Origin of the sequence: Comamonas testosteroni (assembly GCF_000761245.1) — a bacterium.
Lineage (GTDB): Bacteria > Pseudomonadota > Gammaproteobacteria > Burkholderiales > Burkholderiaceae_C > Comamonas > Comamonas testosteroni_C.
Map to the genome: position 1 here is coordinate 139356 of NZ_AWOR01000078.1, position 15405 is coordinate 154760.

Genomic DNA, 15405 nt, shown 5'->3' on the forward strand with positions numbered 1-15405 from the left:
CCTGAGCCCATACACTGGCGAGCATTCAAGAACTCAGGCGGCCCCATGCAAGCTTCCACCAGCGTCAACGACTATCTGCGCGACCATATCCGCACCGTGCCGGACTGGCCTGCGCCGGGCGTGCAATTTCGCGACATCACACCCCTGCTGCAAGATCCCAAGGTCTTTCGCATCATGACCGATGCCTTTGTTCACCGTTACATGGACCCCAAGCTGCGCCCTGACGTGGTGGCCGGCCTGGATGCGCGCGGATTTATTCTGGGTGCAGTGATCGCTCACGAGCTCAACGTCGGCTTTGTGCCCATCCGCAAAAAAGGCAAGCTGCCCTTCACCACGGTGGAGGAAACCTATGAGCTCGAATACGGCAGCGCTACCGTGGAACTGCACACCGATGCCGTCAAGTCCGGCGACCGTGTGTTGCTGATTGATGATTTGATCGCCACCGGCGGCACCATGATGGCCGGCAAGAAACTGCTGGAAAAGCTGGGTGCTACCGTGGTGGAAGGCGCAGCGATTGTGGACCTGCCGGAACTGGGCGGCTCCAAGCACCTCAAGGACAGCGGGCTGCCCCTGTTCACTCTGGTTGACTTTGCCGGGCACTGAGCAGCCCAGCGGCAGCCCTGGATCAGCGCAGCTCTCCGTACTGCGTCGTGCCCAGGGAGCCCAGTCCGGAGACGGCAAATTCGCCGCCTTCCTCATGGCCAGAACCAGGGCCCAGCAATGGCGCCTGGCGTGATTGGCGCACACTCGCAGGCGATACAGCAGCCATGGCCACGGCCTGCTTGAACGCATCCATTTCCTGCGCGTCAATGGGCTCGAAAGAACGGCCTGAATGTGTCGCCACCGAAGCATGGCGTGGCGCCTTCATCTGGGGTACAGCCCCGTCAAACTGCGTCTGCACAAAATCAGGGCTAGCAGTGCTTTGAAGCTGCCCATTCACGCGCCAGTAAACAGCGTGAACCCCTGCATCCATACGGGTTCTGGCGAGCTCGGCAATCATTGCCTCGATACGTCTTTGCTGCTGAGCATCCGCAGCGTATGCAGGAGCCAGATCCACCATCACTACAAAGCGCTGGCCAACGCTGTCCAGCGAGAGCACCTTGAATTTGTATCCGGCCGAAAGAATGCCGACCCTGACCATGGCTTCGCGCACGATGACGTACAACTGCTCGCGTCTGGCAGAGCGCTCACGGCGCTGCGGCTGACGCGCTACAGGATCATCCTCGTGGCGCGGTGCTTGCGTGCTACCTTCTCGGCGAGGCCCGCGAGAAAACCATCGGAACAGGGACATGAGCACACTCGAACAAGCAGTATTTACAACAAGACACATTCTGCCTCCAGGTCTGGAGCAGCTCGTGACATTTACCGAAATATTAGCCTTTGTCCGACGTGGATCAAGCGCCAAGCCCGGTCGAAACACAAAAAATCTTCACTCAGGTGCTGGCCACCCGGCGGCGACTGTCCCCTGCGCGGCGGGCCAGCACCTGGCCTGCCATGGTCAACAGCGCCAGCGCCAGAGCAGGCTGGCGGTTGGCGATTTCGGAATAACGCAGCGCAGTCAGACACCATAGACGGCTGGGCGCTGCAGCCTGAACCGTGGCCTTGCGTGGTCGATGGGCGAAGAAGGCCCCTTCCCCCACAAGCGCCCCCGGTCCCACCAAAGCCAAGCGGATTCTTTCTTTCGAATCCTGGTAATGGACACTCAGCGAGCCGTACTCCACCAGGTACAGATTGCGGTCCAGCGCCCCTTCGGCAAACAACACCTCGCTGGCCGCCAGATTGATCGGCTGCAGATACGGCGCCAACAACTCCCATTGAGCGGCACTGAGCACGTTTTGAGCGGTATCGGTAGCAACCGAGGTCGTCATCGCCTGGATCAGCGCCGACAAATCCTGAGGTGTTGAAGCGAACATAAGCAGTGGGTAGAACGCGAACGCCGCATGTCATCCGGGTGGACAAATCCGGATACACATCCCGGCCGCTCAGGGTAAAAGAAATTCATAGCGCGCAATGGCTCGCCATCAACGCAGGCTGAATGCTAAGCGACTCCGACAGTCCCGCCAATCACTTGCGCCGCTGAGTTACTTTTGCACACTCCAGATGTCTGCATTCTGATCTGCTCCAACAAAAAAGGATCGACTAGTCGATCCTTTTTTGATAGCTTACATCGCTCTTCCCACTTGGGTTAGCGTCATTTCTCAAGGAAATCAGCCGTTGGCGCGCTTTTCCAGGATCTCGAAGGCGGGCAGCTTCTTGCCTTCCAGCACTTCCAGGAAGGCACCGCCGCCGGTGGAGATGTAGCCCACGTCCTTTTCAATGCCGTACTTGGCAATGGCGGCCAGGGTGTCGCCACCACCGGCAATGCTGAAGGCGGGGGACTGGGCAATCGCCTGGGCGATGACCTTGGTGCCATTGGCAAACTGGTCGAACTCGAACACACCCACGGGGCCGTTCCAGACGATGGTGCCGGCCTTTTTGAGCTGCTCGGCCAGCAGGGCTGCGGTTTCCGGGCCGATGTCCAGAATCATGTCGTCGTCCGCCACTTCGGAGGCTTTCTTGACGGTGGCCACGGCGTCGGCAGCAAAGGTCTTGGCGGTGACCACGTCGGTGGGCACGGGCACATTGGCGCCACGGGCAGCCATGGCGTCGATCACGGCCTTGGCATCGGCCACCAGATCGGGCTCGGCCAGGCTCTTGCCGATCTTCAGGCCGGCAGCCAGCATGAAGGTGTTGGCAATGCCGCCGCCCACGATGAGCTGGTCCACCTTGTCGGCCAGGCTCTTGAGGATGGTCAGCTTGGTGGACACCTTGGAGCCGGCCACGATGGCGGCCAGGGGACGGGCGGGCGCAGCCAGGGCCTTGTTCAGCGCGTCGATCTCCGCCGACAGCAGCGGGCCGGCGCAGGCGATGGGGGCATATTCGGCGATGCCGTAGGTCGTGCCTTCGGCACGGTGAGCGGTGCCGAAGGCATCGTTCACGAAGATGTCGCAGAGCTTGGCCAGCTTCTGGGCCAGCTCGGGCTTGTTCTTCTTCTCGCCCACGTTGACGCGGCAGTTTTCCAGCAGTACGACCTGGCCGGGCGCGACCTGCACGCCGTCCACCCAGTTGGCCACCAGGGGCACATCGCGGCCCAGCAGCTCGGACAGGCGCTTGGCCACGGGAGCCAGAGAGTCCTCAGGCTTGAATTCGCCTTCGGTGGGGCGACCCAGGTGGCTGGTGACCATCACCGCAGCGCCGGCCTTCAAGGCCATTTCGATGGCCGGCACGGAAGCGCGCACACGCGTGTCTTCGGTGATTTCACCGGCGTCGTTCAAGGGCACGTTCAGGTCGGCACGGATGAAAACACGTTGCCCCTGGGCCTTGCCCTGGGCGCACAGATCGGAGAAGCGGATGATGTTCATGCAGCAAAAAAGCGACTCCGAAAGTCGCCCATACAAAGGTTGGAAAACAAAAAATCTGCCTGCATTCTAGGGCGATCACCTCTTTCAGGCATCGCTTTTACACGCTTACTCGACTCAAAAACAGGAGCATCTCGCGCGCTCTGTAACTGGGTTTCAAGCCTTTTTATCGATAGCCCATATGAAAACAGGAGCACGCAGCTCCTGTTCTGTCTGGTCTTGAGGCTACCAGCCCAGACCGATATGCAGCGGCAGATAAATCGCCATGCCCAGAGCAATGGTGCCAAGAATGCTGCGCTTGTAAAAAAAATACACCACCGAAGCAGCCAGCGCAGGCAGTCGCGCATCGACCAGACTGCCTATCAGCTGACCATTGCTCATCACGATCTCGGGCGCAATCACCGCCGCCAGGGCCGCCAACGGCGCGTATTTGAGCCCGCGCTTGAGCCAGCTGGGCAGCGGCAGTTCACGCTCGGGGATCATGAAGAAAGCACGCGTGATCAGCGTGATGAGGGCCAGACCGATGCAGGCAACGATGACCCAGAAACTGCTCATCATGACCGCTTCTCCTCATCCTTCACCGCAGGCAGCCGGCTGGCCTGCTTTTGCAGCTGCTCGGCCGTCAGGCCTGCGGCCACGGCGGCGGCGATCGCCACCAGGATATTGAGCTTGAGCGGCAGCGCAAAAGCCGCCACGGCTGCCGTACAGGCCACGATGGAGGCCACCCAGGTTGCGCGGTCCTTGAGCATGGACAGCAGCACGCCCAACAATGCCAGCACGCCGGCAAAGCCCAGCCCCCAGGACAGAGGAATCTGGTCGGCCAGGAAAATGCCCAGCGTGGACGGGATCTGCCAGGCCAGCCAGTTGGTCAGCGCCGCACCCCAGAAATAGGGCAGTTGCTCGGGCTGCGGCCTGGCCTCCGGGTAGCGGCGCATGAAGTTCACGAAAATCACATCGCCGCTGAAATAGGCGACCGCCAGACGGTGACGCAGACTCAGGTTGGCGAAATAGCTGCGCCACATGCTGGACAGGATCACAAAACGCAGGTTCACGCAGATGGCGGTGAACCAGACCACCCACAGCGGAGCTCCCACGGCCATCAGCGGCAGCACGGCCAACTGGGCACTGCCCGCATAGACAGTCAAACCCATGAGCAGCGCCAGGGGTACGGACAGACCGCTTTTGACCATGGCCACGCCGGTCACCAGACCCCAGGCGGCAATGCCCAGAGCGGTGCCGCCCATCTCTTTGGAGCCGACCCAGAAGAACGGATCCCTGACTATCGATTTCGCACGCTGACCCAGCGTGAGCACCATATCCGTCATACCTCGCCAGCACCCTCGCCCAGTTGCGCGCCTGCGGGCAGCTCGAAACCACGCAGAAAATCGCCTGCAGCCAGGCGTTTGCCACCCGCGCGCTGCAGCAGCGTCATATTGAGCACGCCGCTACCACAGGCTACGCGCACGCCCCGGGCATCGGCTGACAGCACGCAGCCGGGCGCGCCGCTGCCTTGCTGGGCCTCTGCTTCCCAGACCTTGATGGCTTCGCCGCCCAGGCTGGTGGCACCGCCGGGGAAGGGGTTGAAGGCACGCAGGCGCCGCGCAATGACGTCGGCGCTTTCGCTCCAGTCGATCAGGCTCTCGGCCTTCTCGATCTTGTGTGCATAGGTCACTCCGTCGGCAGGCTGTGGCGTGCGATTGAGACCTCCGCAGGCCGCCATTTCCAGCGCTTGCACAATCAGGCGGCCGCCCAGCGTGGCCAGCTTGTCGTGCAGACTGGCCGTGGTGTCGTGGGCAGCAATCGGTAGACGCTCGATCACGCACATATCGCCGGTATCCAGGCCGGCATCCATCTGCATGATGGTGACGCCGGTTTCGGCGTCGCCAGCCTCGATGGCGCGATGAATCGGCGCTGCACCGCGCCAGCGCGGCAGCAGGCTGGCGTGAATGTTCAAGCAGCCCAGGCGCGGCGTATCGAGCACCCATTGGGGCAGGATCAGGCCATAGGCTGCCACCACCATCACATCGGCCTGAGCGGCATCGATAGCGGCCTTGGCGGCAGCGGCGTCTTCGGGATATTTGCCGTCCAGACGCAGGCTCAGCGGCTGGGCCACGGCAATGCCATGCTCCAAAGCGCACTGCTTGACGGGAGAGGCTTGCAGCTTCATGCCGCGCCCGGCGGGGCGATCCGGCTGCGTCAGCACCAGCGGGACTTCAAAACCTGCAGCCAGCAGACTCTCCAGGGCCACGCGCGCAAATTCGGGCGTGCCGGCAAAAATGACTTTCATGGGACTCACAAATTAAAAAGGCAGCCGCCGGCTGCCAGGTCTTCAACGGTGCGGCTCTCTGAGGTACATGCTCTCATCGGTGAACATGACCTTCTGAACCACACCTTGCGGGTCTATGTGCACATGGGCACGCCGAGCAAAGGTATTGTCCAGAAAACGGTAGGTCCAGATGTCACCTTTGAAGCTGTAGACCCTCTCGACTATGGCGGGCGGACCAAACACGCGGTAGACATCGTCACGGGTGTCAACGCCGTTGCGCAGCGCGAAAAAATGTGCCGTATTCAGCACCTGCTCCACACGTACCAGCTTGTGCTGGGCATCGAAATCCATGTGATAGACCTGCTGACCAGCCGGCTGCTGGCTATAGACCAGGCGCTGGCCGCCGTCGGGCAGAGGCACGACCAGGGTGGGTTTGCCCATGCCTTTTTCCACCTCGGCCTGAGGCATGCCGGGCTTTTGCCACTGGGGCACCATGCAACCCGCCAAACCCAAGGTCAACAGACTGGCAGTCAACAGTGTTTGCAGGCGGGGCAGGACCATGGGACTCCGATCAGGCCCTCAGGGCTTGCTTCTGGGCCTTGACCAGCTTGGTCTTGATGCGATTGCGCTTCAGCGGCGAGAGGTACTCGACAAACACCTTGCCCAGCAGGTGATCCATCTCGTGCTGGATACAGATGGCCAGCATGCCTTCGGCGTCGATCTCACGGCTGTTGCCGTTCTCATCCAGGGCCTTGACCTTGACGGCAATGGAGCGCTCCACGCCATCGTAGATGCCGGGCACGGACAGGCAGCCTTCCTCGCCCAGCTGCTTTTCTTCGCTGGCCCAGAGAATCTCGGGGTTGATCAACGCCATGGGCTCGTTGCGCTTCTCGGACACGTCGATCACGATGACGCGCTCATGCACATCGATCTGCGTCGCGGCCAATCCGATGCCCTGGGCGTCATACATGGTCTCGAGCATGTCTTTCACCAGAGTCTGGATGCGCTCATCCACCTGCGCCACGGGCTTGGCGACCTTGTGAAGACGGGGATCGGGATAGCAGAGGATGGGAAGAATGGCCATGGTGTCTTGGTAAATCTGTCGTTATTGTCCCAACATTTGACGCCAAACGCTTGTCACGCCCTCAATAAACATTGATCTATCGAGGCCTTGCATCGAGAATTTCGGCACATTTGTAAGACTTGTTGGCTGGCTATGCCAAGATCGGCCACAGTGCGGCGACGCGAGGGACGCTGCAGCAAACGAATCCCGCCAGAAGGAATTTCATGACCGCATTTGCCACTGCACGCGCCTTGAGCATTGGAGCCACATTGCTTGCAGCCCTGACTTCGGTCCATGCCCAAAGCTATCCTGTGACCGCCACCCAGCGCTCCACCGCACAGCAAGTCGCTCAGCAAGGCATCCCCGAGAACGAACTGGCGCCCAACGCTCCCGCGCAATACACCGTCAAGCGTGGCGACACGCTATGGGGCATCTCGGGCCTGTATCTGCGCCAGCCCTGGCGCTGGCCCGAACTCTGGGGCATGAACCTCTCCAGCATCGCCAACCCTCATCTGATCTACCCCGGCCAGGTGCTGTATCTGGTGCGCAGCAACGGCTATGCCCGCCTGTCGACCACTGCCCCCAACGGCGACTCCGAGGTAGTGCGTCTGTCGCCGCAAACGCGTGAATCGTCACTCAACGACCTGGCCCTGCCCACGCTACCGCCGCATCTGATCGAGCCCTTCCTGGCCGAGCCGCTGGTGGTGGACAGCCAGGCCCTGACACAGGCGCCGCGCATCATCGCCACCCAGGACAAGCGCGTGCTCATGGCCAATGGCGATCGCGCCTATGTGCGCAACTCCGGCGGCGCGCTGATCACCACCGGCAAGGGCCAGCCCGCGAGCTACCGCATCTTCCGCGATGCCACGCCCCTCAAGGATCCCGTCACCGGGGAAATCCTGGGCTACGAAGCCAAGTACCTGGGCAGTGCCACCGTGGCACGTGGCGAGACCTTGCTGGAATCCGAGCCCGGTCAGCCCGCACAGACGGCGCCCGGCACGGTGGACATCATCCGCTCCAAGAACGAAATCCGCGCCGGCGACCGTCTGCTGCCCTCGCCCGAGCAGCAGTATCTGAGCTATGTGCCCCATGCCCCGCGCAATGCGGTGGATGCCGCCGTGGTCTCCATCTACGGCGACTCGGTGGGCTACAACGCGGCTCAGAACCAGGTCATTGCCATCAACAGGGGGGCTCGGGACGGCATGGACGTCGGTACGGTGCTAGAACTCGTCAGCAAGGGCAATGTCATCGTGGACAAGACCAGTCCCAGCCGTGACCGGGTGAAGCTGCCCGATGAGGCCAATGGCTATGCCATGGTCTTCAAGGTGTTTGACCGGGTTTCCTACGCGCTCATCACCACGGCCCAGCGCGGAGTGAATGTGGGCGATGGCCTGCAGTCCCCCCTGCCCTGAATGGAGCATGAGCATGGTGTCGCCCCCTTCACAAGATGCGCACCATGCCCTACCTGATGCCGAAGCTCTGGCCTGGCTGCGCCTGCTGCTGACACCGGGTCTTGGACGCACCACGGCACGCCGCCTGCTGGCCAGCGCCGGCAGTGCAGACGCGGTCTGGCAGCTGCCGCTGTCAACATGGGCTGAATGCGCCACCCAGGCTCAGATCAAGGCTCTGACAGAGCTCCCGGCTGACTGGGAAAAGCATTGCACCGCCCTGGCTCGATGGCTGGCCTCGCCCGCACCGGGTACCTTGCACACCCTGATCCATCTGGGCAACTCTCAATATCCGGACTGCCTGCTGCAGACCGAAGATCCGCCCCTGCTGCTGTTTGTCCAAGGTCCAGCGACACTGCTGGCATCTACCCGGCCCTGGTTCCCCTATCCCGCCACCCTGGCCATGGTGGGCAGCCGCAATCCATCCGCCCAGGGCGTCATCAATGCGCGCAGCATGGCGCAGGCACTGGCCGAGCAAGGCCTGTGCATAGTCTCAGGTCTGGCACGCGGCATCGATGCAGCAGCCCATGAGGGAGCACTCCAGGCCCGCTCAGGCCCTAACCCCTGCACCATTGCCGTCGTCGGCACCGGACTCGATCAGGTATATCCGCGCGCGCACGCCAAACTGGCGCAGCAAATTGCGCTCCATGGGCTGGTCATCAGCGAATACCCGCTAGGCAGCGAGCCCCTGCCCCGGCATTTCCCTCAGCGCAACCGCATCATCTCCGGCCTGTCGCAAGGCACCCTGGTGGTGGAAGCCGCCTTGCAGTCTGGCTCGCTCATCACGGCCCGTCTGGCCAACGAGCAGGGACGTGAAGTCTTTGCCATTCCCGGCTCCATCCACGCGCCGCAGGCCAAGGGCTGCCATGCGCTGATACGCCAGGGGGCCAAGCTGGTGGAAACCGCTGACAATGTGCTCGAAGAGCTTCAAGGACTGAAGCTCGTGCCAACCAAAGCCGAGCAAGCGCAAGAAGCTATCAAAAATAAAGCACCGACACCCGAGAGCCCGTTGCTGCAGGCGCTGGGCCATGACCCCATGACACTGGAGTCCTTGAGCGATCGCACGGGCTGGGATGCCGCCCATTTGCAGGCGCAGCTGATGGAGCTGGAGCTCGACGGTCTGGTCGCGCGCCTGCCTGGCGGTCTCTACCAGCGACTTACTCAAAGCTGAGACGCCCCAAAACCGGTATATCCCGACAAAACGGCGCCAAGCCAGGGCCGCTGCGCGCCGCAGGTTTCGCTCCCCTTCCCTGGCGCAGCGAATAGAGAAAGGTGAAGGATGCAAAGCACCTCAGGTGCTTAGGCCAGTCTTTCCGGATTCGCCTGAATTTTCTGCAGTGCATCGCGCGTGGCGCGCACCGTCAGCGCTTCGGCATCATGCACCGCGAGCAAGCCGGCCTGCAGATAGGTGGCCATGCGCTGCGCCTGCAGCAGATAGCAATGTCCATCCAGCGAGGCGAACAAATGCAGATGCTTGCGACGGCTATGCCAGACATATTGCACCTGCACACGGGCACCGTTGTGGTCCAGCGTGAACCAGCGGCCGCTTTCCAGGGACTGAGCCCACTCCAGCATGGCGGGCTCCACAGGGCTGTCCGTGTTGGCAATGACGTTCAGATCGCCCGCATCCACGCCCAGCATCAGCTCTATGCTCTCGCTGGACAGCGGCATATCGTCGAGCTTGCCGTCCTCGCTGATGTATTTTTCCAGCTCCGCCAGGCGCTTGGCCATGGCCTCGATACGCTCGGTCGGAATGGCTGCCGTCTTGGACATGAAGGCCTGTGCCAGCGTATCGGTCAACACCTTGATCGCGGTCGACTGTGCATCGCCCGTCACGCTCACCAGCTCCAGTCCTTCACGCAAGGTCTGCAGCAAGGTCGGCAAGCCCTGGATGACACGCGCACGCTCCTGACGCAACGGCTTGGCGCTGGCCGACCAGACCAGCTCGCTGGCCGCCTGCTTGAAGCGCATGGCCCGCGCATCCTTGGCGCCATAGCGCACGGTGGCCATGGCCAGCACATCGGCCCAGGATTTGAAGAGAAAGTCTCGCACCTCTTCGCGCACCGGCATATCGGTGAGCATGTTGCGCAGCTCTATGGTGTATTGGATGGCCAGCGTCTCCTTTTGCTCCACCTGCTGAGCCACGCTGGTGATCTTGGCCGTGGACCGATCCTGGGCAAAGTGCCTGGTGAGGAATTCCTCGAACTCGCGCAGCACCAGGGCGAAGACCTTCTGCCCGGTTTCAGGGTACTGCTCTATCACCTGAACCACACGGCGAATCTCGGTCTCCAGCGCATTGCCGTTGATGCTGCTGGCATCAAAGCCCATGACGCAGGAGCCCATGCGGTCGATCAGCTTGCGTGCCGGGTGGCTGAGATCGCTGAAGAACTGCGGCTCGGCCAGGGCCACGCGCAAAACGGGGACCTGCAAGCGCGCGAACCACACGCGAATGGACGGCGGCAGCCGGTCTTCCGAAAGAATGCTCTGGAACATCAGCGCCACCACCTCGATGGTCGCCTTCTCGCTCTTGGTCTCCGCCTTTTGCTTCCAGTCAGCCGAGCGCTCGCGCACCAGATTGACCAGCTGGCCGATCGCTGCCTGGCTGTAGTCCATGGCAGGCATGCCCATGGCCGAGCCGGCCCCAGCCGGATACTGGGCCTGCAGCTCGGCCGCCATCAGATGCTGCTGCTCCTGCAGCGCCTGCGCCAAAGCGGCAGACGCCGGAGGCATGGCAACGACAGGCGCGCCAGGCATCAGACCTGGAATGCCGACCGCAGGCTGGCTGAGCACCTGGCGCAGCTGATTCATGGCATCCAGCGCGCGATGTCGCGCCCGCGCCAGCATGCCCAGGCCGGCGCTGGCGCCTGGCGGCAGGACAATTCCCGGAGCCATCCCAGGCCCGGCGCCCAGGCCGGCTGCCATGCCGGCCGACATGTACTGCATGGCAGAGTTGGTCCAACCCGCATCGGACGCATTGCCATAGCCACTGCTGGCGCCCAGATGCATGGCACCGGTGGACGGGCCGCCCTCGGTACGTCGCACGCGCAACGGAGCATCCTGGGCCTTGCTCACTCCCTTGGCATCCAGCAGCTTGTGCAGGATGCTGTATTCGGACTCCATCAGCGGCGCCAGCGCATTTTGCAGGGGCTCCACGGCCCTGAGCAAATGCTTGCGCTCCATGCCGCTGGCCAGCCATTGCTCGACCAGATGCAGGCAGATGGTCTCGACACGGAACATGTCCTGGGAAGCCAGCTCATGCCCCTCCAGTGCCTGGATACGCAGGCGCATGGCCTCGAAGCCGGGCTGCAGCGTCTCTCCCATGGCCAGGGCCATGCGAGAGGCAAGAATCTTGTTTTCGACGACCTCGTCGCTGAGCAGCTCGAAGGTCAGCGGAGCCGAGCCCGACGAGTTGCTCTCCGTACTACCAGAGGGCGGCTTGCGCGCAGCCTGCTGCAGCGCCTGAGCGCCTGCCTGCAACCACGCGTCCTTGTTCTGCTGAAAGCCAACCCAGGCCTCGCGCCACTCCTGCATCTCCTTGGCGGTGGAGACGGCACTGCTCTGGTTGGAGAGGAATTCATCCAGTTGCTGAGCGACCTTGGGCAGGCCCTGACAAATGCCATGGACCCAACGCAAGCGCGCCTGCCAGCCCAGCTGTTGCGGGGCCGCAGGCGCGGTGGAGGAAGACTGCGAGAGAGCCATTCCGTAAGTGTAATGGCGGCAGAAGCAGTTATGCACCCGCCGCAATGGTCAAAGCTTCAGACCACGGCTCCCGAGTTGGGATCGTTGGGATCTTGCGACCCGGACTTGGTTGGAGCCTTGACCAGATCTTCGCGCTTGACGCCCAGCCACATGGCAATGGCAGCCGCCACGAACACCGAAGAGTAGATACCGAACAAGATACCGATCGTCAGCGCCAGCGCAAAGTAATGCAGGCTGGGGCCGCCAAAGAAGAACATGGACAGCACCATGGCTTCGGTCGAGGCGTGAGTGATGATGGTCCGGCTCATGGTCGACGTGATGGCGTGGTCGATCACCTCGTGGGTGCTGAGCTTGCGGAACTTGCGGAAGGCCTCTCGGATACGGTCGAAGATCACCACGGACTCATTGACCGAGTAGCCCAGCACGGCCAGCACGCCTGCCAGCACGGAGAGCGAGAACTCCCACTGGAAGAAGGCAAAGAAGCCCAGGATGATGATCACGTCGTGCAAGTTGGCAATGATGGCCGCCACACCGAACTTCCACTCGAAGCGGAAGGCCAGATAGATGATGATGCCCAGCACCACCATGCCCAGCGCCATCAGGCCGTTGTGCATCAGCTCATCGCCCACCTGCGGGCCGACAAACTCGGTGCGGCGCAGCGTGACCTCGGCATCCTCGGCCTTCAGCGCCGTGATCACCCGCTCACTTTGTTGAGCAGTCGTCACACCCTTTTGCACGGGCAGACGAATCATCACATCCTTGGATGTACCGAAATTCTGCACGATCACATCGGCATAGCCGAGCTTGGAAACGGTTTCACGCACCTTGCCGATGTCGGCAGGCTGGGTGTAGGCCACTTCCATGACCGTACCGCCCGTGAACTCCACGGACAGATGCAGGCCGCGCGAGAACAGGAAAAAAACGGCCAGCGCAAAGGTGATGAAGGAAATCGCGTTGAAGACCAACGCGTACTTCATGAACGGAATGTCTTTTTTGATGCGGAAGAACTCCATGATCTTCCTCCTTAGTTGTTGCCGCCGCGACCGGCCACGGAACGGTGACCCTCACCTTCAGGCTTCCAGACCTGGCCGATGGCGAGGCTCTTGAGCTTCTTGCGACCGCCGTACCAGAGATTGACCAGACCACGCGAGAAGAACACCGCCGAGAACATGCTGGTCAGAATGCCGATGCAGTGCACCACGGCAAAGCCGCGCACCACACCAGAGCCAAAGGCCAGCAGTGCCAGGCCCACAATCAGGGTGGTCACGTTCGAGTCCAGAATGGTGTGCCAGGCATGTTCGTAGCCGGCATGAATCGCCGCCTGGGGCGAGGCACCGGCACGCAGCTCTTCGCGAATGCGCTCGTTGATCAGCACGTTCGAGTCGATGGCCACACCCAGCGCCAGCGCCATGGCGGCAATGCCGGGCAGGGTCAGCGTGGCCTGCAGCATGGACAAAATGGCCAGCAGCAGCAATACGTTGATGCCCAGAGAGATCGTGGAGATCACGCCGAACAGCATGTAATAGACACACATGAAGGCAGCCACAGCCACCATGCCCCAGACCACGGAGTGGATACCTCGGTCGATGTTGTCGGCGCCAAGGCTTGGGCCGATGGTGTATTCCTCGATGATCTCCATGGGCGCGGCCAGCGAACCGGCGCGCAGCAGCAGCGAGGTGTCGTTGGCTTCAGCCGTGGTCATGCGACCTGAGATCTGCACGCGGCCGCCGCCGATTTCGCCACGGATCACGGGAGCCGTCACCACTTCGCCCTTGCCCTTTTCGAACAAGATGATGGCCATGCGCTTGCCCACGTTCTCGCGCGTCACATCCTTGAAGATGCGCGCGCCCTTGGCGTCCAGCGTCAGGTTGACGGTGGGCTCCTGGGTCTGGCTGTCAAAACCGGGCTGGGCATCCGTCAGGTTCTCGCCGGTCAGCGTCACCTGCTTTTGCACGATGATGCTCTGGCCGTTGCGGTCCAGGTATTTCTCGGAGCCAAAAGGCACGGGGCCGGAGCCCATCTCGGCAGCACGCGCTTCGGCGGACTCATCCACCATGCGCACTTCCAGCGTGGCGGTACGGCCCAGAATGTCCTTGGCCTTGGCCGTGTCCTGCACGCCGGGCAGCTGCACCACGATGCGGTCCAGGCCCTGCTGCTGGATCACAGGCTCGGCCACGCCGAGTTCGTTGATACGGTTATGCAGCGTGACGATGTTCTGCTTGAGCGCCTGCTCCTGCACCTTGCGCAGGGCCTCGGGCTTGATCGAGGCCACCAGCTTGAAGCCAGTGCCATCGGGCGAGGAAGTGGCCGCCAGATCGGGGAACTGGTCCGCAATCAGATTGCGCGCCGCCGTCAGCGTGGCTTCGTCGCGCACGCGGATGGTGACGTTGTTGCCGTCGCGGCTGACACCGCCGTGACGGATGTTCTTGTCGCGCATCGAAGAGCGCAGATCGCCCGCATAGCTCTCGGCCTTCTTGGTCAGGGCCGCTGCCATGTCCACCTGCAGCATGAAGTGCACGCCGCCGCGCAGGTCCAGGCCCAGATACATGGGCTTGGCGCCGATGGCCGTCAGCCAGTCGGGCGAGCGCGACACCAGGTTCAGCGCCACGATGTAGGAGGGGTCGGCGGGGTCGGCAACCAGAGCCTTCTGGATGACGTCCTTGGCCTTGAGCTGCTCATCAGGCGTATCGAAGCGGGCGCGCACCGAAGTGCCTTCCAGCGACATTGAGGTGGCTTTGACGCTGGCCGCGCTCAAGGCAGATTCCACCTTTTGCAGCACCGCGTTGTCCACCTTGACGGTGGACTTGGCCGAGGACACCTGCACGGCAGGCGCTTCACCAAAGAAATTGGGCAGGGTGTAGAGCACCCCCACCAGCAGCGCGATCACGATGATCGCGTACTTCCAGACCGGGTATCGGTTCATGATCGCGCTCTTTGTTTTACAGCAACGCACAACGGGTACGCGCACTCTGGTCGAGCGCCGTACCCCTCAAAATCCACAGCAGACAGGCTTACTTGGCCGTGCCCTTGGGCAGCACTTGCACCACAGCGGAGCGCTGGATCTGGACTTCCACGCCGGAGGCCACTTCGATGTAGATGAATTGCTCGGCCATACGGGTCACGGTGCCGATGATGCCGCCGGCGGTAGCCACTTCATCACCCTTGGCCAGCGCGTCGATCATGGAGCGGTGTTCCTTCTGACGCTTCATCTGGGGACGAATCATCACGAAGTACAGCACCACGAACATCAGCACCAGAGGCAGCATGCCGGTGAGCGAACCCATGAAGCCGCCTTCAGCAGCGGCGGCAGGAGCGGTCTGGGCGAAAGCAGAAGAAATGAACACGAAAAAGACTCCGAAAGAGTGAATTTGTCAGGAATAGGTCCCGGCAGGCGCGCACTTGCGCGATCTCGCCAGGTCAGCGGGACATTGTATTCGGCTGGCTTGTGCCCAAGATTGGCATGGGCAGCCGCGCAGCACAGGCATTCCCTGATGTGATGCGGACCTCCCTTCCCACATCAACAACACCTGC

At 62.1% G+C, this 15405-nt stretch carries 15 protein-coding genes; 3 read left to right on the top strand and 12 right to left on the bottom strand.

The window, feature by feature from the left end; all coding sequences use genetic code 11:
- Window positions 1-45: 45 nt before the first annotated feature.
- Entirely contained in the window at window positions 46-603 is a 558-nt protein-coding gene (locus P353_RS22720; protein ID WP_034374808.1) for an adenine phosphoribosyltransferase, read from the top strand.
- Window positions 604-625: 22 nt separating this feature from the next.
- Here the strand turns inward: P353_RS22720 and P353_RS22725 are convergent, their stop codons facing one another.
- The 8 genes from P353_RS22725 to def form a co-directional block, all read right to left on the bottom strand.
- Complete coding sequence (locus P353_RS22725; protein WP_034374810.1) at window positions 626-1291, bottom strand: hypothetical protein; 666 nt, start codon at window positions 1289-1291, stop codon at window positions 626-628.
- 142 nt (window positions 1292-1433) lie between these two features.
- On the bottom strand, window positions 1434-1913 hold the full coding sequence (locus tag P353_RS22730) for a Crp/Fnr family transcriptional regulator (RefSeq protein ID WP_034374811.1): 480 nt from the start codon (window positions 1911-1913) through the stop codon (window positions 1434-1436).
- Window positions 1914-2207: 294 nt separating this feature from the next.
- Entirely contained in the window at window positions 2208-3401 is a 1194-nt protein-coding gene (locus P353_RS22735; protein WP_034374813.1) for a phosphoglycerate kinase, read from the bottom strand.
- 222 nt (window positions 3402-3623) lie between these two features.
- On the bottom strand, window positions 3624-3956 hold the full coding sequence (locus P353_RS22740; protein ID WP_080750654.1) for an AzlD domain-containing protein: 333 nt from the start codon (window positions 3954-3956) through the stop codon (window positions 3624-3626).
- Window positions 3953-4723, bottom strand: a complete 771-nt coding sequence (locus P353_RS22745) for an AzlC family ABC transporter permease (RefSeq protein ID WP_113707752.1) — start codon at window positions 4721-4723, stop codon at window positions 3953-3955. The genes P353_RS22740 and P353_RS22745 overlap by 4 nt, the downstream gene beginning before the upstream one ends.
- Complete coding sequence (gene fmt, locus P353_RS22750; protein WP_034374815.1) at window positions 4720-5685, bottom strand: methionyl-tRNA formyltransferase; 966 nt, start codon at window positions 5683-5685, stop codon at window positions 4720-4722. Before fmt ends, P353_RS22745 begins: the two co-directional genes overlap by 4 nt.
- A 42-nt stretch (window positions 5686-5727) precedes the next feature.
- Complete coding sequence (locus P353_RS22755) at window positions 5728-6225, bottom strand: hypothetical protein (protein ID WP_034374817.1); 498 nt, start codon at window positions 6223-6225, stop codon at window positions 5728-5730.
- A gap of 10 nt (window positions 6226-6235) precedes the next feature.
- Window positions 6236-6748, bottom strand: a complete 513-nt coding sequence (gene def, locus P353_RS22760; RefSeq protein ID WP_003072256.1) for a peptide deformylase — start codon at window positions 6746-6748, stop codon at window positions 6236-6238.
- Between the two features lie 203 nt (window positions 6749-6951).
- Between def and P353_RS22765 the strand changes: the two genes are divergently transcribed.
- Together P353_RS22765 and dprA are read left to right on the top strand one after the other, a co-directional pair.
- A complete protein-coding gene (locus P353_RS22765; protein WP_034375178.1) occupies window positions 6952-8139 on the top strand; it encodes a LysM peptidoglycan-binding domain-containing protein in 1188 nt (395 codons plus the stop codon).
- Window positions 8140-8152: 13 nt separating this feature from the next.
- Window positions 8153-9346: a DNA-processing protein DprA gene (gene dprA, locus P353_RS22770; RefSeq protein WP_034375180.1), complete on the top strand. Its 1194-nt coding sequence runs from the start codon at window positions 8153-8155 to the stop codon at window positions 9344-9346.
- A 128-nt stretch (window positions 9347-9474) separates the two neighbouring features.
- Here dprA and P353_RS22775 read toward each other — a convergent pair whose 3' ends face one another.
- The 4 genes from P353_RS22775 to yajC all read right to left on the bottom strand — a co-directional run bounded on the left by P353_RS22775 (window position 9475) and on the right by yajC (window position 15218).
- A complete protein-coding gene (locus P353_RS22775) occupies window positions 9475-11874 on the bottom strand; it encodes a DUF1631 domain-containing protein (protein ID WP_034374819.1) in 2400 nt (799 codons plus the stop codon).
- Window positions 11875-11930: 56 nt separating this feature from the next.
- Complete coding sequence (secF, locus tag P353_RS22780; protein ID WP_034374821.1) at window positions 11931-12887, bottom strand: protein translocase subunit SecF; 957 nt, start codon at window positions 12885-12887, stop codon at window positions 11931-11933.
- Window positions 12888-12898: 11 nt separating this feature from the next.
- Window positions 12899-14797: a protein translocase subunit SecD gene (gene secD / locus P353_RS22785; protein WP_034374823.1), complete on the bottom strand. Its 1899-nt coding sequence runs from the start codon at window positions 14795-14797 to the stop codon at window positions 12899-12901.
- An 88-nt stretch (window positions 14798-14885) separates the two neighbouring features.
- Window positions 14886-15218 carry a preprotein translocase subunit YajC gene (gene yajC, locus P353_RS22790; protein WP_003066810.1) on the bottom strand — a complete coding sequence of 111 codons (333 nt, stop codon included), beginning with the start codon at window positions 15216-15218 and terminating at the stop codon, window positions 14886-14888.
- Between the last annotated feature and the right edge of the window lie 187 nt (window positions 15219-15405).